General features: G+C 70.5%; 20 protein-coding genes. 12 read left to right on the top strand and 8 right to left on the bottom strand.

Translation table 11 applies throughout. The features are described from left to right. The first annotated feature begins 63 nt into the window (after positions 1 to 63). A complete protein-coding gene (locus ABD844_RS21420) occupies positions 64 to 1,611 on the top strand; it encodes a hypothetical protein (protein ID WP_344880491.1) in 1,548 nt (515 codons plus the stop codon). Here the strand turns inward: ABD844_RS21420 and ABD844_RS21415 are convergent. Next, the gene (locus ABD844_RS21415; RefSeq protein ID WP_344880488.1) at positions 1,547 to 3,127 is read right to left on the bottom strand and encodes a dolichyl-phosphate-mannose--protein mannosyltransferase; all 1,581 of its coding nucleotides are present in this window, start codon (positions 3,125 to 3,127) and stop codon (positions 1,547 to 1,549) included. The genes ABD844_RS21420 and ABD844_RS21415 overlap by 65 nt on opposite strands. A gap of 10 nt (positions 3,128 to 3,137) precedes the next feature. Next, positions 3,138 to 3,986, bottom strand: a complete 849-nt coding sequence (gene rsmI / locus ABD844_RS21410) for a 16S rRNA (cytidine(1402)-2'-O)-methyltransferase (RefSeq protein WP_344880485.1) — start codon at positions 3,984 to 3,986, stop codon at positions 3,138 to 3,140. A 78-nt stretch (positions 3,987 to 4,064) separates the two neighbouring features. Here rsmI and ABD844_RS21405 point away from each other — a divergent pair, with 78 nt between their 5' ends. Further along, the gene (locus ABD844_RS21405) at positions 4,065 to 5,699 is read left to right on the top strand and encodes a dolichyl-phosphate-mannose--protein mannosyltransferase (protein ID WP_344880482.1); all 1,635 of its coding nucleotides are present in this window, start codon (positions 4,065 to 4,067) and stop codon (positions 5,697 to 5,699) included. A 113-nt stretch (positions 5,700 to 5,812) separates the two neighbouring features. Beyond that, positions 5,813 to 7,012, top strand: a complete 1,200-nt coding sequence (locus tag ABD844_RS21400; protein ID WP_344880479.1) for a hypothetical protein — start codon at positions 5,813 to 5,815, stop codon at positions 7,010 to 7,012. A gap of 18 nt (positions 7,013 to 7,030) precedes the next feature. On the opposite strand, the gene ABD844_RS21395 is transcribed toward ABD844_RS21400, so the two are convergent. After that, positions 7,031 to 7,429 (bottom strand): MerR family transcriptional regulator, encoded by a 399-nt coding sequence (locus tag ABD844_RS21395; protein ID WP_344880476.1) that lies wholly within the window; start codon positions 7,427 to 7,429, stop codon positions 7,031 to 7,033. A 48-nt stretch (positions 7,430 to 7,477) separates the two neighbouring features. On the opposite strand from ABD844_RS21395, the gene ABD844_RS21390 reads away from it, so the two are divergent. The 3 genes from ABD844_RS21390 to ABD844_RS21380 all read left to right on the top strand — a co-directional run bounded on the left by ABD844_RS21390 (position 7,478) and on the right by ABD844_RS21380 (position 10,335). Then, the gene (locus tag ABD844_RS21390) at positions 7,478 to 8,272 is read left to right on the top strand and encodes an MBL fold metallo-hydrolase (protein ID WP_344880473.1); all 795 of its coding nucleotides are present in this window, start codon (positions 7,478 to 7,480) and stop codon (positions 8,270 to 8,272) included. A gap of 43 nt (positions 8,273 to 8,315) precedes the next feature. Next, complete coding sequence (locus ABD844_RS21385) at positions 8,316 to 9,248, top strand: DUF5996 family protein (protein WP_344880470.1); 933 nt, start codon at positions 8,316 to 8,318, stop codon at positions 9,246 to 9,248. 292 nt (positions 9,249 to 9,540) lie between these two features. Next, positions 9,541 to 10,335, top strand: coding sequence for an alpha/beta fold hydrolase (locus tag ABD844_RS21380; protein WP_344880467.1), 795 nt, complete (start codon positions 9,541 to 9,543; stop codon positions 10,333 to 10,335). Positions 10,336 to 10,347: 12 nt separating this feature from the next. Here ABD844_RS21380 and ABD844_RS21375 read toward each other — a convergent pair whose 3' ends face one another. Then, positions 10,348 to 10,998, bottom strand: a complete 651-nt coding sequence (locus ABD844_RS21375; RefSeq protein ID WP_344880464.1) for a haloacid dehalogenase type II — start codon at positions 10,996 to 10,998, stop codon at positions 10,348 to 10,350. Positions 10,999 to 11,459: 461 nt separating this feature from the next. On the opposite strand from ABD844_RS21375, the gene ABD844_RS21370 reads away from it, so the two are divergent. After that, positions 11,460 to 12,731 carry a Cmx/CmrA family chloramphenicol efflux MFS transporter gene (locus ABD844_RS21370; protein WP_344880461.1) on the top strand — a complete coding sequence of 424 codons (1,272 nt, stop codon included), beginning with the start codon at positions 11,460 to 11,462 and terminating at the stop codon, positions 12,729 to 12,731. 5 nt (positions 12,732 to 12,736) lie between these two features. Beyond that, positions 12,737 to 13,531, top strand: a complete 795-nt coding sequence (locus tag ABD844_RS21365) for a maleylpyruvate isomerase family mycothiol-dependent enzyme (RefSeq protein ID WP_344880458.1) — start codon at positions 12,737 to 12,739, stop codon at positions 13,529 to 13,531. 212 nt (positions 13,532 to 13,743) lie between these two features. On the opposite strand, the gene ABD844_RS21360 is transcribed toward ABD844_RS21365, so the two are convergent. Next, on the bottom strand, positions 13,744 to 14,067 hold the full coding sequence (locus ABD844_RS21360) for a hypothetical protein (protein ID WP_344880455.1): 324 nt from the start codon (positions 14,065 to 14,067) through the stop codon (positions 13,744 to 13,746). Positions 14,068 to 14,400: 333 nt separating this feature from the next. On the opposite strand from ABD844_RS21360, the gene ABD844_RS21355 reads away from it, so the two are divergent. The 3 genes from ABD844_RS21355 to ABD844_RS21345 all read left to right on the top strand — a co-directional run bounded on the left by ABD844_RS21355 (position 14,401) and on the right by ABD844_RS21345 (position 17,947). Next, positions 14,401 to 15,354 (top strand): endo alpha-1,4 polygalactosaminidase, encoded by a 954-nt coding sequence (locus ABD844_RS21355; RefSeq protein ID WP_344880452.1) that lies wholly within the window; start codon positions 14,401 to 14,403, stop codon positions 15,352 to 15,354. 162 nt (positions 15,355 to 15,516) lie between these two features. Continuing rightward, positions 15,517 to 16,851, top strand: coding sequence for a WXG100-like domain-containing protein (locus tag ABD844_RS21350; RefSeq protein WP_344880449.1), 1,335 nt, complete (start codon positions 15,517 to 15,519; stop codon positions 16,849 to 16,851). Positions 16,852 to 16,918: 67 nt separating this feature from the next. Further along, positions 16,919 to 17,947, top strand: a complete 1,029-nt coding sequence (locus tag ABD844_RS21345) for a WXG100 family type VII secretion target (protein ID WP_344880446.1) — start codon at positions 16,919 to 16,921, stop codon at positions 17,945 to 17,947. Positions 17,948 to 17,952: 5 nt separating this feature from the next. On the opposite strand, the gene ABD844_RS21340 is transcribed toward ABD844_RS21345, so the two are convergent. The 3 genes from ABD844_RS21340 to ABD844_RS21330 form a co-directional block, all read right to left on the bottom strand. Further along, positions 17,953 to 18,696, bottom strand: a complete 744-nt coding sequence (locus ABD844_RS21340; RefSeq protein WP_344880443.1) for a hypothetical protein — start codon at positions 18,694 to 18,696, stop codon at positions 17,953 to 17,955. Positions 18,697 to 19,008: 312 nt separating this feature from the next. Beyond that, positions 19,009 to 19,971 (bottom strand): prolyl aminopeptidase, encoded by a 963-nt coding sequence (gene pip, locus ABD844_RS21335; protein ID WP_344880440.1) that lies wholly within the window; start codon positions 19,969 to 19,971, stop codon positions 19,009 to 19,011. 88 nt (positions 19,972 to 20,059) lie between these two features. Continuing rightward, positions 20,060 to 20,617: a DUF6624 domain-containing protein gene (locus ABD844_RS21330; protein WP_344880437.1), complete on the bottom strand. Its 558-nt coding sequence runs from the start codon at positions 20,615 to 20,617 to the stop codon at positions 20,060 to 20,062. 122 nt (positions 20,618 to 20,739) lie between these two features. Here ABD844_RS21330 and ABD844_RS21325 point away from each other — a divergent pair, with 122 nt between their 5' ends. Continuing rightward, positions 20,740 to 21,528: a hypothetical protein gene (locus ABD844_RS21325; protein WP_344880433.1), complete on the top strand. Its 789-nt coding sequence runs from the start codon at positions 20,740 to 20,742 to the stop codon at positions 21,526 to 21,528. Position 21,529 lies beyond the last annotated feature (1 nt).

The raw sequence follows: 21,529 nt of genomic DNA, 5'->3' as shown, positions 1-21,529 counted from the left end.
ATCATGCCCTGAACGCGACGGTGGTCGGGCACAGACGTGAAAACGACTGGCATTCTTTACAGCATGGTGAGCGTCGCGGAGATTACCCCTGTGAACCACTCCGCTCCAGGCCGGGCAGCTCGTGCGCTGTCCATGTTGCGCAGGCATCGGGTGTTCGCCGCGGCCTTCGGCGGCGGCGCCGTGCTGCGGCTCATCACCATGCTCGGCTACGGCCCGGCCATGTGGTTCAACGACTCCTACGAGTACGTCTCGGTGGCGTTGCACCCGCGGCCGCACCCGATCAGGCCCGACGGCTACAGCTTCTGGCTGATGCTGCTCAAGCCGTTCCACAGCTTCGCCCTGCTCACCTTCACCCAGCATCTGATGGGCCTGGCCACGGCGTGCCTGATCTACGCGCTGCTGCGGATCAAGTTCCGGCTGCCGAAGTGGGGGGCCACGCTGGCGGCGGCGCCCGTGCTGTTCGACGCCTACCAGATCCAGCTCGAGCAGTTGGTGATGTCCGACACGCAGTTCATGCTGCTCGTCGTCGGCGTGATCACGATGGTGCTGTGGAAGCGGCGGCTGACCTGGAAGGCCGGGGCGGTCGTCGGCCTGCTGCTCGCGATGACCTGGCTGACCCGCTCGATCGGCCTGCCGATCCTGGCGCTCGTGGTGCTCTATCTGCTGGTCAAGCGCACCGGGTGGCGGCCGATCGCGGCGGTGGTCACGGCCTGCGCGATCCCCGTGATGGCGTACATGGGGTGGTTCGCCTCCGCGTACGGCAAGTTCGCGATGACCAACAGCGACGGGCTCATCCTGTACATGCGCACGGCCATCTTCGCCGACTGCAACAAGATGGACATCGACAAGTACAAAGAGGTCCAGCTCCTGTTGCTGTGCATCAACGACCCGGTGAGCCAGCGCAAAGACTACGCGCAGTGGTACCTGTGGGGTCAGGGCAACGGCGACGGCACCGGCACCGGCGAGGTGCTGCACCGGTGGGGCATCAACAAGAAGTGGAGCGAGATCACCAACGACGCCGCCAGCAAGTTCGCGACGCGGGCGATCCTGTCGCAGCCGGGCGACTATCTGAAGGTGGTCGCGCGCGACTTCTTCCGCTCGTTCCACTGGTCGCGCCCGCGCTTCCCCGACGAGTCGACGTACAACATGTACCAGTTCAAGCCGTACGTCGAGATCGACGACACCGGGCAGCCCAAGCGGCTGCCGAAGTGGGCGTCCTACGCGGGGGGCCGCACCGACACCGACGCGTTCAGCTACGAGCAGGGCCCGCCCGAGACGCGGGTCGTGCACCCGTGGGCCGACATCATGAGCGCCTACCAGAAGGTGTTCTACCTGCCCGGCATCGCGCTCGGCGGCGTCCTGCTGATCGGCCTGTACGGCGTCGCGGTGCGCTGGCGCAAGTTCGGCGGGCCGGTGGTGCTGCCGTGGCTGGGCGCGATGGGGCTGCTGCTCGCCCCGGCGGCGTCGGCGGAGTTCGACTACCGCTACGTGCTCCCCGCGGTGCCGCTGGCCTGCGTGGCTGCGGCGATCACGCTGCGCCACGGGGTCACTTGGGGGCGACGCCGACCCAGGAGTTCAGCAACATCCGGGCCCACCACTGCGCGTGGGTGACGGTCTCGCCGGTGAGCACCGGTGACAGCCACCAGAAGTTGACCAGCACGACGAGCGCGAGCGCGCCCGCGCCCGCCGCGCCGACGGCCCGCCTGGTGGGGCCGGCGTCCCGCCTGCCCAGCACCAGCCCGGCGCACAGCGTGAGTGCCAGCACCATGAACGGCACGACGGGGATCATGTAGAACAGGTACATCGTGCGGTTGTCGGCGATGGCGTAGTAGAACCACGGCAGCCAGCCGACGGCGAAGGCCAGCAGGGTCGCGCCCGCCCGCCAGTCGCGGGAGGAGACGTACCACACGATGAGCGCGATCAGCGCGAGCGCGGCGGCGTACCAGAGGGCGGGGGTGCCGACGCCGTACACGGCCTGTGTGCAGTCCTGGCCGCCGCAGGCGTTCTTGGTGCCCTGGTAGTAGAAGGGGACGGGGCGCACCAGCAGCGGCCACTGCCAGGGCTCCGACATGTACTCGTGGTAGTCCTGCAGGTTGCTGTGGAAGCCGAGCACCTGGATCTGGTACTGCAGCCACGACCGAACCGAGTCGAACACGAAGAAGAAGGGCCCCTGGGAGGTGGCCTGGTCCCAGTTGCGGCCCCAGCCGCCGGCGGTGGCGAACCAGCCGGTCCACGACGCGACGAAGGCCGCGGCGGGCACGAGCGTCATGGCACCCAGCGCGCCGGGCCCGTCGTGGGCCAGCGCCCCCCGGTACGGCTCCCGCAGCCCCAGCGCCCGCCGTGCCCCCGCGTCCCACATGAGCGACAGGACCGCGAAGGCCAGCAGGAAGAAGATCCCCGACCATTTGACCGCGCACGCGGCCCCCAGGCAGAACCCGGCCGCCAGCCGCCACGGCCGTAACCCGAGCCGCGGGCCCAGTGTGCTCACCGGCGAGGTGTCGTGCCGGTCGGCCAGCCGCCGCCGCGCCCAGTCGCGGTCGGCCACCAGGCAGGCGAACCCGGCCAGCACCCAGAACATCAGGAAGCCGTCGAGCAGCGCCGTCCGCGACAGCACCAGGTGCAGGCCGTCGAGCGCCAGCAGCAGACCGGCCAGGCAGCCGAGCAGCGTCGAACGGGTCATCCTGCGCGCCACCCTGGCCATGACCAGGATCGACAGCGTGCCGACGAGTGCCGCCGCGAAGCGCCAGCCGAACGGGGTCATGCCGAACAGCCACTCGCCCGCCGCGATCATCCACTTGCCCAGCGGCGGATGGGCCACGAAGGAGGCGCAGTCGGCGGGCTGCGCGCACTGCTTGAAGACGTCGAGGTTCCCGGCGAGCAGGCGCCGGTCGGCGATGGGGTTCTTGGCGTCGCCCAGCATGGTGCGCTCGACGCCGTGGACGATCAGGGAGTAGGCGTCCTTGGCGTAGTACGTCTCGTCGAAGACCAGGGCCTTGGGCTCGCCGAGCCGGAGAAACCGGAGCAGGCCGCCGAAGATCGCCACGGCGAGCGGCCCGGCCCAGCCCAGGAGGGCCGTGCCCTGGATCGGCGGGACCAGCCGCTGCGCCGAAGGCCCCCAATTGTTCACGATGCGCACCCTATGGCGTGGCGGATCTCCTGTGAACCAGGTCGTACAGCTCCCGTTTGGGGATGCCCGCGCCCTTGGCCACGCCGGTGACCGCCGTGTTGCGCCGCTCTCCCTCGGCGACCCTGCGCTCGACCTCCGCGACCAGCGCGTCGAGGTCGTGCTCGGTCTCGCCCGGCACGTGCCCGGCGACGACCACCGTGATCTCGCCCTTGACGCCGGGGGCCGCCCACTCGGCCAGCTCGCCGAGGCCGCCCCTGCGCACCTCCTCGTAGGTCTTGGTCAGCTCCCTGCACACCGCGGCCTGCCGGTCGTGACCGAACGCCTGCGCCATCGCCTCCAGGGAGCCGGCCAGCCGGTGCGGCGACTCGAAGAAGACCATCGTGCGCTGCTCGGTCGCCAGCTCGGCCAGGCGGCGGGCCCGCTCGCCCGGCTTGCGCGGCGGGAAACCCTCGAAGCAGAACCGGTCGCTGGCCAGCCCGGACACGGCCAGCGCGGTGGTGACCGCGCTCGGCCCCGGCAGCGCGGTGACGGTGACGCCCGCCTCGACGGCCAGGCGGGTCAGGCGGTAGCCGGGGTCGGAGACGCCCGGCATGCCCGCGTCGGTGATGACCACGACCGTGCGGCCCTGCTTGAGCGTCTCGACGAGCTCCTGGGCCCGGCCCACCTCGTTCTGGTCGTAGTAGGACACCACCCGGCCGGTCAGCTCGACGCCGAGGTCGGCCGCGAGCCTGCGCAGCCGCCTGGTGTCCTCGGCGGCCACGACGTCGGCGCTCGCCAGCACCTCGCGCAGCCGGGGCGAGACGTCTCCGACCTGGCCTATGGGGGCCCCTGCCAGCACCAACCTGCCGTTCCCTGTCACCCGACCATTGTGGCAGGGCATCCCAATTGGACCGTGTTTCTTGGGTAACCACCGCTCTGGGGCCCGTACGATGTCCGAATGGCGGTGACCGATTCCCCGTACCAGACCTACGAGAGCCCGGAGGTCGGCATGAGCCGGCCCCGGGCGCAGTCCGTACGCGATCGGGTGGTCCCTCCCCTGCGCGGAAGCGTGCTGTGGGGGTGGATCGGACCGCTGCTGGTGACGTTGTTCGGCGGCGTGCTGCGGTTCATCCAGCTCGGCCATCCCAACTCCGTGGTGTTCGACGAGACGTACTACATGAAGGACGGCTTCTCGCTCGTCACCCACGGTGTCGAACGCGTCACGATCAAAGACGCCGACAAGGCGATCATGGCCGGCAACACCGACATCTGGCAGGCGTGCTCGCCCGCGGAGCTGGAGAAGTGCGCCTCCTACGTGGTGCACCCGCCGCTGGGCAAGTGGATGATCGGCGTGGGCGAGTGGCTGTTCGGGCTCAACCCGTTCGGCTGGCGCTTCGCGGCGGCCGTGGTCGGCACGCTGTCGATCCTCATCCTGGCCAGGGTGGCGCGCAGGATGACCCGCTCGACGCTGCTCGGCTGCTTCGCGGGCCTGCTGCTGGCGCTCGACGGCCTGCACTTCGTGCTCTCGCGCACGGCGCTGCTGGACATCTTCCTGATGTTCTGGGTGCTGGCCGCGTTCGCGTGCCTGGTGGTCGACCGCGATCAGGCCAGGGCGAAGCTGGTCGCCTGGTACGAGGACTCACCGATCTCGCCGCAGGGCCCGTCGCTGGGCATCAGGTGGTGGCGGATCGGGGCCGGGGTGTGCCTGGCCTTCGCGATGTCGGTCAAGTGGTCGGGGCTGGCGTTCCTGGTCGCGTTCGCCGCCATGTCGCTGTTGTGGGACTTCGGCGCCCGCCGCGCCGTGGGGCTGCGCCAGCCTTACCGGGGGGCGTTCGGCAAGGACGTGCCGCAGGGGCTCGTGGCGTTCGGCGCGGTGCCGTTCGTGGCGTACATGGCGACCTGGGCGGGCTGGTTCGCCACCGCCGGCGGCTACGGGCGCAACTGGGACCAGGCCACCTCCTCCAGCAACCCGCTCTTCTTCCTCTTCGACTCGATGCGGTCGTGGGTGCACTACCAGTGGCAGGTCTTCACCTTCCACAGCGGGCTGGACACCACGCACTCCTACATGTCGGAGCCCTGGTCGTGGCCGCTGCTGCTGCGCCCGGTCGCCTTCTACTACGAGGGCAAGCAGAACGTGTGCGGCGCCAAGGACTGCTCGGAGGCCGTGCTCGGCGTGGGCACGCCGGTGATCTGGTTCGGCGCGGTGGCCGCGCTGGTGGCCCTGATCGCCTGGTACTTCTCCTCGCGCGACTGGCGGGCCGGGGCCGTGCTGCTGAGCTACGCCATGGGCTGGCTGCCGTGGTTCTACTTCGCCATCGCCGACAACCGTACGATGTTCCTGTTCTACGCCATTCCGATGGTGCCGTTCATGGTGCTGGCCATCACGTTGTGCGCGGGGCTGCTGATCGGGCCGTCCACCCCGACGGCCACGGGCGCGATGCCGCTGCGGCGTACCCTCGGGGCCGCCGTGGTCGGCGCGTTCGCCCTGCTCGCGCTGATCAACTTCTGGTGGCTGCACCCGATCCTGTCCGGCGAGTTGATCCCGTACGCAGAGTGGAAGGCCCGCATGCTCTTCGAGAAACGGTGGATATGATCGCCTTACCGTTGGCTCAATAGGGGTTTCTTAGGGTAGTCGCAGTGCAAGACCCAATACGCACCGGATTCGGTCATCGTCAGGTCCGGGGTCGATACGGCAAACTTCGAGGCATGAGCGCACCGGATGTCACCGCCCTTCTCGCCGAGTTGGAGCGATCTCAGCCGGATCTGGCCGAGGAGGCCAGGACCGCCGTCGAATGGTTGACGGGTGGGGAGCCGCTGGAAACGGTGACCCAGCTCGACGTCTGCGAGTTCCTCTGGTATACGCTGCCGCTGAAGGTCGGGCCACAGAAGGCCGGCGGCGACCACGAGCGCCTGGCGCGTTCGCTGGGACGACTGCTCCAGCTCGGTGGCATGGACCGCTACGCCGCGTTGTGCGTGTCGCCGACGACCGTCCAGATCCTGCGCACCTACGCCCGCGAGGGCGAGGACGCGGGCACCAACGCCTATCAGCAGGCCCTGGAGGCCACGGGCGTGCTCCCGCCCGACGTGCCCGAACTCCAGTGGAGCATGATCATGGGGCCGGAGGAGCTGGGCGCGCACATCGCCTGCTCCGCCGCACTTGAGCTGGCCATCGTGGCCGGCGAGAGCGTCGACCGTACCGAGCTGACCCGCCGCTGGCTCACCCAGCCGCGGGCCGACCTGGGCGGCGACACCTGGCTCAACCGGGTGCACGGCGAACGGCTCAACCGCTGGGTGCTGGGCCGCGGCCCGGCCCGGCGGGAGCTGGCCCAGCCGTTCGAGGTGCGCCTGCACGCTCCCGTGTCCCCGCAGCCGCTGCCCGCCCTGCACCGGCTGCTGTCCGTGGCCGCCTCGGGCGAGTCCCTGCCGCTGCGGCTGGCGCCCTCCCCCGAGGCGGCGCGGCTGCGCGACCTGGCCGAACGTGAGCTGGGCGCGATCCGCCGCGACGGGGCCAAACTGACCATCACCGACTACGGGCGGCGGCTGCTGAAGTCGAAGTCGGCCATGTGGTCGGCGGTCACCAGGCTGCTGCTGGCCAGGGGCGAGCACGAGTTCGAGGTGTCGGCCAGGGAGGCCGCGCTGATGCTGCTCGCCGACGGCACCCTCATGTCACCCGCCAAGCTGCTCGAACGGGTGACCGAGGTGGTGGGCGGCGAGGGCTGGCACCCGGCCACGAGCCTTGAGGACGTCACCGGGCCGGTGACCGACCTGGTGGCCCAGCTCACGGCGCTGGGGCTGGCGTTCAGCGACGAGCTGGCGGTGCGAATGGACCGCTCCGGGCAGTTCGCGGCCCTGGCGGCGCTGCGGGCCCACGCGCTGCGGCCCAGGAAATACGTCAGCTCCGGCTGACACCCGTGGCGGGGTGCCTCAGCCCTGGGGCACCCGCCGTACGGCCTGTTTGAACTCCGGACATTCAACCAGCGGGTCGTGCTCGCACACCGCCGCGTGGCGCAGGCTGTCACGCAACCGGGTGAGCTGCGCGACCCGCTCCGACACCTCCCGCTCCTTGGCGGCGAGGTGCTCGCGCAGCCGGGTGTCGGACGGGCCGGCAAGCAGGAAGTCGGCGATCTCGGAGAGCCTGAACCCGGCGTCGCGGGCGCAGGAGATCAGCGCCAGGCGCTCCAGCGTCTCCGGCCGGTACGCCCGGCGCAGCCCGTTGCGCCCCTCGGCCTGGATGAGCCCCTTTCGCTCGTAGAATCGCAAGGCCGACGCGGCCAGCCCACTCCGCCTGGCCACCTCTCCGATGTCGAGCAACGTGCCGTCCACGACCAGACTCCTTGACTTGAACCGCGCTTCAAGTCGCAGTCTAGTCGCATGCGAATTCACCACCTCAACCTCGCCGGGATGCGCGAGATCGACTCACTTGACGGACGCCCCTCCAAGCGGGCGGTGTGCCACGCGCTGCTAGTCGAGACCCCCGGCTCCGGGCTCGTCCTGGTGGAGGCCGGGCTGGGCCTGGACGACGTGACCGAGCCGGGCGAACACCTCGACCGCGAGTGGACCGAGTTCGTGGAGCCGGTCCTCTCCCCCGCCGAGACGGCCGTGCGGCAGGTGGCGGCGCTCGGGCACGACCCCGCCGACGTACGCCATGTCGTGCTCACCCACCTCGACGTCGACCACAGCGGCGGCCTGCCCGACTTCCCGCAGGCCCGGGTGCACGTGATGGCCGCGGAGCTGGAGGCCGCACTGGCGCAGGCGCCGAGCCGCCGCTACCGGCCCACCCATTGGGCGCACTCGCCCGACTGGGTGACGTATCCGGGCACGGGCACCCGCTGGCTCGGCGTGGACGGAGTGCGACCGCTGACCGGCCTGCCCGAGGACGACTTCCTGCTCGTGCCGCTCGCCGGGCACAGCGCGGGGCACACAGGGGTGGCGGTCAGGGACGGCGACCGCTGGCTGCTGCACGCCGGGGACGCGTACTTCTACCACGGCGAGCTGGCACGCGAGCCGGTCTCCCACCCGCTGATGGACGTCGTGCAGCTCGACGCCCAGATCGATCCCGCGCGCCGGCTGTCGACCCAGGAGACCCTGCGCTCGCTCGCACACGACCACGGAGTGGCGGTCTTCTCGGCCCATGACCCCTGGGAGCTGGCCGAATACTCAGAGTAGTTACGATTGTCGAGATAACGCGCTACGTCGGAGGGGGATCGTCATGGAGCTGTTCCCGGCCATGCCGCTGGCCGAGTGGACGGAGGCGAAGGAGACCTTTCACAGATTCGCGCAGATCGTCGGCAAGATCCGGCTCGCTGCGAGCAACCGGCGCAACCACTGGTGGCAGGTGCCGTTCCACCCGACCGGGCGCGGGCTCACCACCCGGCCGATGGGCGGGCTGGGCGAGCAGCCGCTGTTCAGCATCGACTTCGACCTCGTACGCCACCGCCTGGTCGTGGACGTCTTCGACGGCCGCAGCGCGGAGTTCAGCCTGATCGGCAGGTCGGTGGCCGCGTTCCACGACCGGCTCTTCGACACCCTGGCCGGGCTGGGGATCCGGCCGGAGATCTGGGCCGTGCCGTTCGACCTGAGCGACGACACGCCGTTCGCCGAGGACACGCTGCACGCGCGCTACGACCCGATACTGATCAACCGCTACTGGCGGATCCTGTCGCAGGTGGTGCAGCTCCTGGACCGCTTCGCGGCCGACTTCGCCGGCAAGACCAGCCCGGTGCACCACTTCTGGCACACCTTCGACATCGCGGTCACCCGGTTCACCGGACGGGTGGTCACGGTCTCGCCCGACGCCGACCCGGTCACCCGGGAGGCCTACAGCTGGGAGGTCATCAGCTCGGGCTTCTGGTTCGGGGACAAGGAGCGGCCCTGGCCGGCGTTCTACTCCTACACCGCGCCGGAGCCGCACGGGATGGAACGCGAGCCGCTGCGCCCCGCGCAGGCGGAGTGGATCGCGGCCAGGGGCAGCCACCTGGCCGTCCTGCGCTACGACGACGTACGCGTCATGGACGACCCGGTGGGGGCCGTGCTGGAGTTCCTGGACAGCGCTTACCAGGCGGGGGCCCGGCTGACCGGGATCGACGCGGAGACGCTGGCCTCGCCAGGGGGCGTCACGGACCCGTACTGGGCGAAGACCTGAACACACACGTGAGCGCCCGCCCTCCGGGGAGGGCGGGCGCCCGACGAGTGCGTACCGGTGTGCAGGTCGCCTCTCGGCGAAAGGCACAACGCGGCTCCAGCCGAACGGTAGTCCGCGAAGGCAATAGGTGAGGCCCGGGGACACTGGACACACCGGCCACGATCTATGTAACCACACCAGCCCGGCGCGCATTCCCCTCCCGCTCCGGTTATTTTCCTGAGCCCTCCGGCGGGCGCCGGACGCCAGGCCGGAGGATTTTCGCCGCCTTCCGCCATGCGGCACCATCGGAGGCGTGCCATACGCAACCAGCCCCGACGGCGTGAAGCTGTCCTACCAGGTCCGCGGCGCCGGGCTCCCCCTCGTGCTGCTCCAGGGCCAGGCCAACGACCACCATTGGTGGGACACCGTACGCGGCGACTTCGACGGCTCACACCTGACCATCACCTTCGACTGGCGCGGCACGGGCAACAGCGACAAGCCCGACGTGCCGTACACGACGCGCGGGTTCGCCGCCGACGTGCTGGCCGTGCTCGACGACGCGGGCGTGGCGCGGGCGCACGTGTACGGCACCTCGATGGGCGGGCGGGTGGCCCAGTGGCTGGCGGCCGACCATCCGTCGCGGGTGGGGGCGCTGGTGCTCGGCTGCACCTCGCCGGGCGGGGCCCACGGGGTCGAGCGGGACAACGACGTACGCAGGTCGCTGGTCCAGCCGGACCGGGCCGCCGCGCGGCGGGCGCTGCTGGAGCTGATGTACACGCCTGCCTGGCTGGCCGAGCATCCGGGGCCGTACCACACGATCGGGTCCCGGGGCATGCCGGCCCACGCCCGCCGCCGCCATCTGGCCGCCAGCGCGGGGCACGACGCCTGGGACGCGCTGCCCGCCATTGAGGCGCCCACGCTGGTCGTGCACGGCACCGACGACGTGTTCAACCCGGCGGCCAACGCGCCGCTGCTGGCCGGGCGCATCCCCGGCGCCTCGCTGCGGTGGATCGAGGGGGCGCGGCACGCGTACTTCGAGGAGTTCAGGCAGGTCGCGAGCCCGCTGGTGCTGGAGTTCCTGGACGGGGCCGCGTCGCTGCTCCCCTGACCCCGTGGCGGGTCACGCCCACAGGGCCGCCAGGGCCCGCAGGTCGGGGGCCGAGACGTGCGGCGCGCTCATCACGCTCGGGTACGCCCCACCGTCCCGGTCCAGGTACGCCCCCGTCAGCCCGGCCCGCTGGGCGCCGTCGACGTCCCACGGGTGCACGGCGACCAGGGCCGCCACGCCGGGGCTCACTCCCGCCTGGCCGACGGCGTACTCATAGGCCGCCCTGGCGGGCTTCCACGCGCGGGGGCCGCTGACGTCGAGGGTGGCCTCCACCAGGTCGAGCAGGCCCGCGCGGTCCAGGATGCCCCGGGTCATGGCGGCGGCGCCGTTCGTCATGGTGAACAGCCGGATCCCGGCCGCGCGCAACGCCCGCATCCCCTCCGGCACGTCGGGATGCACGCCGAGCCCCGCGAACCCGCTCAGCACGTACGCGACCGCCGCGTCGTCCAGCCGCAGCCCTCTGAGGACGTCGGCGGCGATCCGGGCGAACTCCGCGAAACCGCCGGACACCGTGAGCGCGAAGCCGTCGCGCAGCACGCTCGCGAACCAGGTCGTCATCTGCTCGCCGGACAGCCCCACCTCCTCGAACCTGGCCCGCAGCGGCTCCATGTCGGTCAGCGTCTCGTTCACGTCGAAGATCACGACTTGCGGACGGGCGTCCATCTGCCTCTCCTCACCTTCCTGGCCCTCTCAGCGCGTCGAGGGCCGCTGCCACGCCTCTGCCCACGTCGGCCGCCGCCGCACCGACGCTCCCGGCGCCGGTCGCGGAAATCGATTGGACGCGACGCGGGCGGGGTTGCTACGTTGCCGGGTATGTCGAGCCCCGAGGCGTCAAGACACTAGCCACCGGTCGTCCGGTGGCTGTCCCGTGCCGCCCGCTCCGCCCCACGAGGTGAGAGCGCGCCGCCGCGACCCCGGGGCGTGGCTCATCACCGCCACGAGCTGCCCGGAAGCCATGACTTCCGCGCCCGCGCGAACGCCTCCCGCGCCTTGAGCGCCTCGGCCTCGCGTCCCTTCGCGCCATCCGGACCACCGTGAACGCCAGGCCGTCCGCCGTGGCAGGGCCGCATCCCGGTCCTGCCCGCCCTACTGAGCCGATCCACCACGTGGTCGCGGAGTTTCTCATGCCTTTCGCTGTTTACCTGCTCGGACTGGCGGTCTTCGCCCAAGGGACGTCCGAGTTCATGCTGGCCGGGCTCGTGCCCGGCATCGCCGGGGACCTCGGCGTGTCCATTCCCGCCGCAGGGCTGCTGACCTCGGCGTTCGCCGTCGGGATGGTGGTGGGGGCGCCGCTGATGGCGGTGCTGAGCCTGCGCCTGTCCAGACGGTTCGCCCTGCTGGCGTTCCTGTGCGTCTTCCTGGTCGTCCACGTGGTCGGCGCGGTCACGACCAGCTACGAGGTGCTGCTCGTGACGCGGGTCGTGGCGGCGCTGGCCAACGCCGGGTTCCTGGCGGTGGCCCTGGCCACGGCGATCGCCCTGGCCCCGCGCGACGCCAAGGCGCGCGCCACCTCCGTCCTGCTCGGCGGCGTCACCGTCGCGTGCGTCGCGGGCGTGCCCGGAGGGGCGCTGCTCGGTGAGCTGTGGGGATGGCGCTCGGCGTTCTGGGCGGTGGCTCTGGCGCTGGTGCCGGCCGTCGTCGCGGTGCTGAAGTCCGTACCCGGCCCGTCAAGCGCCGAGAACGCGGCGCCTGCCGGGGACGCGCCTGCCGGGGACACTGCTGGAGACACTGCCGGGGACACTGCCGGGGACACGGCGCCTGCCGGGGGAACGGCGCGCGGGGAGCTGCGGGCGTTGCGCCGTCCGCGGCTGCTGGTGCTCCTGCTGCTGGGGGCGCTGGTGAACGGGGCCACGTTCTGCACCTTCACCTACCTCGCGCCGCTGCTCACCGAGGTCACCGGCCTCGGGTCCGGGTGGATGCCCGGCATGCTGGCGCTGTTCGGGCTGGGCTCGTTCGCCGGGGTGACGATCAGCGGGCGGATCGCGGACGCGCGTCCCGTACCGCTCCTGGTGATCGGCGGGCTGGCGCTGGCGGGCGGCTGGGCCGTGCTCGCCCCGGCGGCCGGGGCTCCGGCGGCGGCCGTCGTACTGGTCTTCGTCCAGGGGATGCTGTCGTTCGCCGTCGGGTCCACGCTGATCTCGCAGGTCCTGTACGCCGCCACCGGCGCCCCCACGCTGGCCGGCGGCTTCGCCACGGCGGCGGTCAACGTGGGCGCGGCCCTCGGGCCCTGGCTGGGCGGGGTGGCCATCGGGGCCGGGCTCGGGTTCCGCTCGCCGGTGTGGGTGAGCGCAGCGCTGGTGGGGGTGGCACTGGCCGTGGCGGGTGTCGCGTACCTGGTCGTCGCGCGGCGCGCGGGAAACCGGGTGGAGGCCGGCCTGCGGGCCGGGGCACAGTGAAGACCATGGAACCTGCCGCACGTTTCCAGCGGGAAGCACGTGCCTTCCACGCCGCCGCCCGGCGGGCGGCCGAGGCGGGCGACGCGCCCGTAGTGCCGTCCTGTCCGGGCTGGTCGATGTCCGACCTCGTGCTCCACCTGGGCGGGGTGCACCGGAGCGTGAACGCCATCATCAGAGATCGCCTCGGCGGGCCGCCCGAGCTCGCCGGTCTCGTCCGTGCCGAGCTGCCCGCCGACACCTCGGGCTGGCCCGCACCGGACTCGGCGCCGACCATGGGGCCGATCCCGTCCACGCTGCTCGACTGGTTCGCCGAGGGGGCAGAGCAGCTCGCGGCCCGGTTCCGTGCGCACGCGCCCGACGAACCCGCGTGGACCTGGTCGAGCGAGCAGACGGTCGGGTTCTGGCTGCGGGTGCAGACGATCGAGGCGGCCGTGCACCGCTGGGACGCCGAGAACGCCCTCGGCGCTCCCCGGCCCATCTCCGAGGAGGTCGCGGCGGACGCGATCACGCACACCTTCGAGGTCATGGCGCCCGCGCGGCGCGCCTGGGCGGACGCGCCGGAGGGGGCGGGCGAGCGGTTCCGCTTCGTCCGTACCGACGGGCCGGGCGAGTGGGTGGTGAGCTTCGAGGGCGGGCAGGTGCGGCTCGGCGACTCCGGCGGGGACCCGGATGTGGAGGCGGCCGGGACGGCGTCGGATTTGGCGTTGTTCCTCTGGCACCGGATCCCGGCCGGCACCCTCGGCGTACGCGGCGACCCGACCCTGCTCGACCGCTACTTCGCCCTCGTTCCGCCGGTCTGAACGGCGGCCCGTAGGGTGGTGCGGCGAGCACCGGCGCCGGACGCTGCACCGTCACCCTCCACCCCGGCGGCTCGCTGTTCGTGGCCGACGCCGGGCGCGGCACCGACACCCGTTTCGACGAGCGAGGCCGACCGGTGAAGAAGCCGATCCCGGCCTGGCCCCGCTCGACGACGACCTGAGCCGCTTCGCCCCCGCCTGGCCGCACCTGTCGATCACGGTCGACGATCGGCATCGCCCGTGGAGGCGACCTCCTCGGCGATCGTGAGCTCGGCCAGGCGGATGTCCTCGGCCATCCGCTGCATCGCCTCGCCGAACCCGTTCATGTTGCCGCACAGGTGCTCGCAGGCCTGGGAGAGGAGATCGGTGAGCGAATCCATCTCCGCTCCTGTGGCGGTGCCGCCAAAGGCGGTGCCGCCGGTGCCGTGCACGGTCGCGAGCAGGGTGTCGGTGCGGCGCCGGAACGCGGCGACCGAGTCGGTGAGGTCTCGCCCCCCACCGCTCAGGGCCGAGTAGTCGAAGCGGAACTCGTCACTCACAAGCATCGTGGCTATCACGAACGGCACGAGGCGGGCAAATCGGCAACCGGTCCACGGCGGACTGCCGCTGCGCGGGGCCTTGCGACCGGATCTCGCGCATCCTTCGTCCTGAACCGCGACAGGGTGATCCACGGAGTGGCCGAGCGGTGCATCGTCGGAGGGTGTCCGCAGGACGGGGAGGTGTGGGGCGGAATATGAATGTTTGGTGGACCGGGTGGTGGGGCTCCGGCCGCCTGTGCGATTCTCAACCCCAAGATCGGCAGCCTCCCTCTGGGAGGCGTCCGCTTTCTTTTCCGCGAAATCGCATTCCGCCATACAGAACAGAAGGTGAGCATGTCGGTACAGCTCCGAACGCTCTCGACCCGGATCGCCCTGGTCGCGGCCCTGCTACCGGTCGCGACGGCCGCCATGGCGGCCCCGTCGCAGGCTGCCGCATCGGCCCAGCTCTGGCGCCCGTCGGTGGAGAGCCGCTGGCAGTACCAACTCGAGGGCAACAAGGCGTACGCCTCGACCGGCGGCGTGAACGTCAATGTCTGTGAGGTCCCGCAGAGCGGCGGCGCCTGCGTGCGACCGAGCGTCTTCGACATCGACCTGTACGCCGCCGAAGAGGTCTCCGGCAACAACAAGACGCTCAACACGGCCGCCGTCAAGGCCATCCATGCCCGGGGCGCCAAGGCGATCTGCTACATCGACGCCGGCTCGATCGAGGAGTTTCGTCCCGACTACCAGCAGTTCGTCGACTGGCACAAGAAGAACGGCAACTCGCTGCTGGGCAAGCCCTTCAGCGAGGAGTTCCCCAACGAGCGCTGGGCCAACCTGAACAACGACAAGGGTCAGCGCGACTTCCTGCTGAAGATGATGGCGGCCCGCGTCGACAAATGCGTCCAGGCCGGGTTCGACGGCGTCGAGTTCGACGTGGTGAACGCCCACGAGGAAGGCAAGTCCGTCACCGGCTGGAACATCACCCCCGCCACCCAGCTCGTCTACAACCGGGCGCTGGCCGACCTGGCCCACGCCAAGGGCCTGTCGGTGGCACTGAAGAACGACCTCAGCCAGGCCAAGCAGCTGGTGTCGAGCTTCGACTACGCGGTGAACGAGGAGTGCTTCCAGTACGAGGAGTGCGAGTCCTTGTCGGTCTTCGTCAAGGCGGGCAAGCCCGTCTTCCACGTGGAGTACGAAACCTCCCCGGCGAGCTACTGCGCCAAGTCGAAGGCGCTGAAGTTCAACTCCATCAAGAAGCCGGCGGACTACTCGCTGCACGACAAGCCGTACAAGGCGTGTAGGTAGGACGGGCGGGCCGCCACTGTGCGGCAGACTGCCCGATGTGACCGTTTAGCACCGTTCATGGTAATTATTGGTACGCCTCCCTTCGACTACCATCCTCGGCACCACAGGACGGGAACATGACGGAGATCGACTCCGTGGGCAGTTACACTCGGGCCTGATCAGATGGCGATCACGCTTCCGGCCCACTTACAGGAGCCGTTCAAACTACTTGGCGTGGAGTGGGTGCCGGAGGACGAGGATCACATCCGGCAGTGCTCGGCCGCGCTGCGCGCATGCGCCGACAGCCTGGACGCCGAAGTCGGCCCGGAGGCGAACGGCGCCGTCCGCCACGCGTCCGCGGGGAACGCCGGCGACCACATCGACGGTCTCAACGCCGACTGGTCCTCCTACCACGACGAGAACCAGAACTCCGGACACCTGCGGAGCCTGGCCGCGTCACTGCGCCACCTCGCCGACGGGCAGGACGTGTACGCCGGTTTCGTAGAGATCGTCAAGTTCCTCCTGATCCTTCTGGCCGCCTACGTCATGCTCGTGGTGGCCTGGGCCGTGGCCATGGCGGTCATCTCCGGAGGCGTGGCCGTGGCTCAGGGACGGACCATGGTCGGGATCTTGCGTACGTTCGCCAGAAGGGCCGTGGCCACCCTGCGCAGTAAGCTGGCGCGCCACTTCGGCCAAGCGGTGATCAGGACGGTGGAGCGCAGGCTGCGCTCCCTGCTCGGCGCCAAGGCCCCCAGGTTCCCCCCTGTGCAGAAGGGCTCGCGTGTTCGCGCGGCGCTCGGCAGGACCGGCATGCTGGGGGCCTCCGGCGCCGCTGCGTGGACGATCTCCCAGAACCCGCCCACGCGGCACCCGCACGAGCCGCCGACGTCGCCGGAGAAGGGCCCCAGGGACGGCAAGTACGATCTGGGCCCACCACGGGACCCGGGGATCCCCTTCGACGACCCGTGGCCCTTCGACCCCGACGCCAAGCCGGGCCTCTCGGACTACGCGCAGTGGTACAAATGGCAGGCGCTGCAGGACGCCGAGGATGCCACGCCCGGCTTCGACGAGGCCGCGGACACGCTCCGGCACTACCTCAGCGGCTCGGGCGACGACTACCAGGTCGACTACGACCGCGCATACCAGGACGACGCACTGATTCGCCAGGCCGTCGACGCGGAGATCCGCCGCGCCCAGGAGAACGCCGAACGCCTCCACCGCGAAACGGGAAACCAGCAGTTCCAGATGACCGGCGAGCCGATCTCCGTCAAGAACACCGAGACGAAGAACTGGGAGTTCGCGCTCGGGCAGCACTCCATCTGGGGCAGCGGCGACGTCAGGGTCGAGGGGAACCAGGCCACGATGGACGTCACCGTCCACGCCTACGACCGTTACAACTTCAACCGCGAGGACTCCTGGATCAACCAGGAGAACGGCCGCTTCGAGACGCTCGGCTGGGCCAGATCGTACGACACGCACGGATCACTCACGCGAACCGTCACCTGGACGATCAAGTAAGCAGGCGGACAACCAAGAGAGCCGGCCACCTTGCGGCGGGCACTGAATTTGGATAAAGGTGGCCATCATGGCACCCGAGCCCACCAGCGAGACGAGCCAGGCACAGATCACCACGACCGACGTCTGGGATTTACGAGCGGACCCAGGGCGGCTGGAAATGCTGGCCACCGCCTGGCGAAGCCTTGGTTCCAAGGTGCAGTCCGCCGAAGGGACGGTCAACGACGCCGCCCAGCGGGTCTTCTCCAGGGAAGACTGGACGGGCGACACGGCCGACTCGTTCAACGACTACCGCAAACGGCTGACCGGCGACATCGAACGGGCAGGCGCGTGGGCGGACAACATCGCGCAGACGCTCGAGTTGACCGCCACGACGCTCCGGGTGCAGCAGGGACTGCTCGACGACGAGCGCGACAGGCTCAGCGCGGTGCCCGCGAGCACCGACGCCCAGGGAGTGACCTTCCGGCCCGCGGACGCCGACCAGACCACCCTGGTCAACAGCGCCATCAGCACGGCGAACGAGATCCGCGCCCGCGTGGACACCGTGCTGGAGGAGAAGCGGCAGGACCTCAATTTCTACCGTGAGCAACTCGACCTGATCTCCGAGGAGTGGAGGCCCCGGACGATCCGCATGGTCAACCTCAACATCGGCCAGGGCGCGGGCAACTCCCCCGGCGACTCGGCCGGCACCGACTCCGAGGACATCGACGACATCGCGGAGGCGATCACCAGCCAGGACGCGGACATCGCCACGGTCCAGGAGGTCTTCGGGCACGACGTCGCGAACCTGGAGGAGGAACTGGAAAGCCGTACGGGTGACAACTGGGACGTCAGGTACGAGGAGGCGAGCAGCAAGTACCACGCCAGCAGCAGCCTGCCCATCCTCGGTGACGTCATGAACGCGTCGTTCGGCAACGCCGTGCTCGTCCGGGAAGGGGACGTGATCGCGGGCTCGGACGGCAGCGACCGCGTCAAGCTCGACGTCGAGGGCGGCGAGATCACGCTACCGGCGAACCAGCCGGGCAGCGGAAACCCCCAGATCGACGACGGGGAGGGCCGCTCCGCCGCCACGACGGAGGTCCAGATCAATCCGCGATGAGCGGGCTACCAGTCGGGGATCTGCACGTCGACGGCCTGGCCGTCGTGGTCGGAGGTGGCCCCGTCGAACAACCGGGGCGGCTGGTCCATGGTGAAGGCGGGCGAGCCGGCCAGGTGGTCGATGCGCTTACCGGTGGGCGAGGTGCCGACCATCTCGCCATCGCCGTTGACCGCCCCGGAGTAGACCGTGTAGCCCTCGTCGGCGAAGTCGCCGACGGCGTCGCCCGAAGTGGTGTTCTTCGGGTTGTCGCCGTCGTTGGTGACCACGTTGAGGTCGGCGCCCAGAAGGGACGGGCCGCTGTTCATCGCCTCGTGCAGCCGGTCGATCTGGCCGGTCCGAACGTAGTCGTCGTACTCGTGCAGCCCGTGGCTGTGCACGTGGGCGCTGTAGACGTTGAAACCTTCCGCGGCTCCCGCGAACAACCGGTCGGCGATCTTGTCGTCCAGCTCCCTGAACGCCGTGATGACCCGGCGCAGCCGTTCACCGTCGGACCCGAGCACCCCGACGAGGATCTCCGCGAGACCGTCGGCCGCCGCCTGGACATCCGCGTGCGCCGACCCGGCCGACGTCGCCTTGGAGGTGTTGCCGAACGCGTTGGATCCGGGCACGCTGGGCACCGGCACGTAGGTGACGGCCCCCGGGCTCTGTGCCAGTGCCTCGCGCCCCTCCTCCACCGCGGTGCGCGCCGCGTCCACCTGCTCGGCCAGCTCGCCGACCGGACCGAACTTCATGCCCACCTCAGCACCCATGGCTCACAATCTACCTGTCATCAAGGACGCGTCCCCTGACATTTGCCGCACCGCCGCACACCGCGCCCGACGCGAACACTGGGTGGCGCGAGCATAAATAGGTGGTGTCCGAATAACCCGAGAAGTACTGTTACGGCAGGTCAGCGAGCTGACAAGGCGTGGCGATGCCGTCGGCGGCGCCTCGCCGCGCCCTGTCTGCCTGCCAGCCTTCCGAACCCGCGGCTCATCCGTACGGAATCGACCGACGGCGAGGCGATGGTCGCCAGGGGCACCGTCCAAACCCCCAGATGATCGCGAGCCGCGGGTTCACCCTCACCTGGGGGTGAAGCGGTCGATGGCGGAGAAGAGCGCCTGTCTGAACGCCCCGCTGCCGGTGTGTCCCGAGTCCTCCACGACGACGAGTTCGGCGTCCGGCCAGACCTGGGCCAGCTCCCAGGCCGTCTGGAGCGGGCCGCCCATGTCGAGGCGGCCGTGGACGAGCACCCCGGGGATGCCGGCCAGCCGGTGCGCGTCGCGCAGCAGCGCGCCCTCCTCCAGCCAGGCGGCGTTGGAGAAGTAGTGGGAGCAGATCCGCGTCAGCGCCATCACGGCCTCGGAGGGGCGGTCGCTGTAGGCGTTGGGCTTGCCGTTCGGCTCCAGGGAGATCACCGCGTCCTCCCAGGTGACCCACTCCTGGGCGGCCCGCTCGCGCACCTTCTCGTCGGGGTCGGCCAGCAGCCGCGCGTACGCCGCCAGCAGCGCGAACAGGTCACCGCCGCGGTCCGCCTCGGGCACGCCCCGCCGGAACCGCTCCTGCTCCTCGGGGAAGAAGCGGCCGGCGCCGCGGTAGAGCCACTCGATCTCGCTGCGGCGCGTCATCGTGACGGCCGGCATGACGATCTCCGAGACCCGCTCGGGATGGGTCTCGGCGTAGGCCAGGATCAGCGTCGCGCCCCACGACCCGCCGTACAGCAGCCACTTGTCGATGCCGAGGTGCTCGCGCAGCCGTTCCATGTCGGCGATCAGGTGGGGGGTGGTGTTGTTGGCCAGGTCGGTGGCGGGGTCGGCGGCGTGCGGGCGGCTGCGCCCGCAGTTGCGCTGGTCGAACAGGACGATGCGGAACCGTTCCGGGTCGAACATGCGGCGCGAGTTGACGGAGCAGCCCGACCCGGGCCCGCCGTGGACGACGAGCGCCGGCTTGCCCTCCGGGTTGCCGCAGACCTCCCAGTAGACGAGGTTGCCGTCACCGGTGTCGAGCAGGCCGTGGTCGTACGGCTCGATCGGGGGATGCAACATAGGACTTCTCCACGGATTGTCGAAGCAATACAACAGTGCTTATACAGGCACTGTAACAGCGCTTGAACATATCCGGGGCGACCGGGTCTCACTGGGCCGAGCGGAGCTCCTCGAGGTACTCCCGCAGCGGCTTGAGCCCGGAGTCGGCGCGGCGTTCGTCCACGTTGGCCGCGTCCTCGATGGGCGTACGGGGTCGCCAGGCGCCCTGCGGATCGGTCTCCCACTGCGTGCCGTACACCTGCGGCCTGCCCTCCGCCACGCGTACCCGGTCCACGAGGTAGGCCAGGTCGGAGGGGTCGGCGTCGCCCTCCTCCACGGCCCGCCGCATCAGGTCCAGGCCGCGCCGCTGCAGGTCGAGGTCGCGGTCGGCGTGCTGGACGAGCAGCCAGGCCGCGTGCGCGCCGTCCTCGCCGACCAGGGCGTACCCGGGCCAGCCGTGCCGGTCGAGGATCTGGCGCGTGCGCTCGGTGTTGGCCCGTTCCACCCTGGCCCAGTCCTCCTGGGCCGCGTCGAGGGTCCTGACCTCCTGGTCCTCCTTGAACATGCGGAGCAGTTCGGCACGCAGCGCCGGGTTCGCCGGCTGATCGTCGCCGCAGGCCGTGACGAGTGCCAGGGCGGTGAGCAGGAGGGCCAGGAGTAGGCGCATGCCTCGACCCTTCCTCGCTCCCGGCGGGCGGTAAAGAGGGCTAGATCCAACTATTACGTACTCGAACCACCACTAAGGGTAATGATCGCAACGAGAGTAGATCTTCACTCAACGGGAGCATCATGTACAGGCAGGCCATTGCCGCATTCACCGCGACCTCCGCCGTCCTGCTGGCCGCCGCCGCGCCGGCGAACGCGGAGGACGCGACCGTCGCGGCGCAATGCAGCAACCGCGACGACATCAGCATCAACGTCACGCCACCCGCGTCGCTGACCGGCACCATCACGGCCGACGAGATCCGCGGCCTCATGGAGTCGGTCGTCGCCGACACCTCGCTGCACGGCTTCTTCTCCCCGCCCCTGCCCATGTACGACGACCTCGACTCGGCGCGGTACCCGGGCAGGGCCCTCTCCCCGTCCCTGCCGATCCCGAACCTGCCGCCGCTGGCCAGCCTGATGCCGCCCGGCAGAGGCCCGTACGGACCGCCCAGGGTGCCCGTCCCGACCTCCGCGTACGAGCCCTGGGACACGCCGACCCCCGCCCACGACATGCTCGAAACCCTGGTCAACCGGGCGATCGAGTGCGTACGCCGCTCGGCCGCCCCGGGCACGGAGCTGCCCCCGCTGCTGTCCGTCGACACCTCGCCCGTCACGCGTTACCTCGAAGCGCTCGTCGCCACCCGGCCCCTCGTCTGCGACCCGGAGACCGGCCGGCCCAGCCCGGCCCAGAACCCCACCACGCTGCTGGAGTCGCTCGGCGTACAGAGCCTGCTCGAGGCGGTCGTAGACAACAGCACGCTCTGCGCGAACCTCGCCACGAGCCGGCCCGCCTCCGCGGTCGCCACCGGCACCACCTCGGTCCTGAACAGGATCGGCGTCGCGGGCCTGCTCGACGCACTGCTCGACGACTGAC

The sequence above is a fragment of the Nonomuraea antimicrobica genome, from assembly GCF_039536965.1.
GTDB lineage: Bacteria > Actinomycetota > Actinomycetes > Streptosporangiales > Streptosporangiaceae > Nonomuraea > Nonomuraea antimicrobica.
The sequence above is the reverse complement of the archived record's forward strand: the minus strand, read 5'-3'. Positions and strand labels throughout refer to the sequence as shown.

Coding starts and splice junctions, on each gene's coding strand:
- ABD844_RS21420 (WP_344880491.1), top strand. CDS start 64: ATGGTGAGCGTCGCGGAGATTACCCCTGTGAACCACTCCGCTCCAGGC.
- ABD844_RS21405 (WP_344880482.1), top strand. CDS start 4,065: ATGGCGGTGACCGATTCCCCGTACCAGACCTACGAGAGCCCGGAGGTC.
- ABD844_RS21400 (WP_344880479.1), top strand. CDS start 5,813: ATGAGCGCACCGGATGTCACCGCCCTTCTCGCCGAGTTGGAGCGATCT.
- ABD844_RS21390 (WP_344880473.1), top strand. CDS start 7,478: ATGCGAATTCACCACCTCAACCTCGCCGGGATGCGCGAGATCGACTCA.
- ABD844_RS21385 (WP_344880470.1), top strand. CDS start 8,316: ATGGAGCTGTTCCCGGCCATGCCGCTGGCCGAGTGGACGGAGGCGAAG.
- ABD844_RS21375 (WP_344880464.1), bottom strand. CDS start 10,998: ATGGACGCCCGTCCGCAAGTCGTGATCTTCGACGTGAACGAGACGCTG.
- ABD844_RS21370 (WP_344880461.1), top strand. CDS start 11,460: ATGCCTTTCGCTGTTTACCTGCTCGGACTGGCGGTCTTCGCCCAAGGG.
- ABD844_RS21365 (WP_344880458.1), top strand. CDS start 12,737: ATGGAACCTGCCGCACGTTTCCAGCGGGAAGCACGTGCCTTCCACGCC.
- ABD844_RS21355 (WP_344880452.1), top strand. CDS start 14,401: ATGTCGGTACAGCTCCGAACGCTCTCGACCCGGATCGCCCTGGTCGCG.
- ABD844_RS21350 (WP_344880449.1), top strand. CDS start 15,517: ATGGCGATCACGCTTCCGGCCCACTTACAGGAGCCGTTCAAACTACTT.
- ABD844_RS21345 (WP_344880446.1), top strand. CDS start 16,919: ATGGCACCCGAGCCCACCAGCGAGACGAGCCAGGCACAGATCACCACG.
- ABD844_RS21340 (WP_344880443.1), bottom strand. CDS start 18,696: ATGGGTGCTGAGGTGGGCATGAAGTTCGGTCCGGTCGGCGAGCTGGCC.
- pip (WP_344880440.1), bottom strand. CDS start 19,971: ATGTTGCATCCCCCGATCGAGCCGTACGACCACGGCCTGCTCGACACC.
- ABD844_RS21330 (WP_344880437.1), bottom strand. CDS start 20,617: ATGCGCCTACTCCTGGCCCTCCTGCTCACCGCCCTGGCACTCGTCACG.
- ABD844_RS21325 (WP_344880433.1), top strand. CDS start 20,740: ATGTACAGGCAGGCCATTGCCGCATTCACCGCGACCTCCGCCGTCCTG.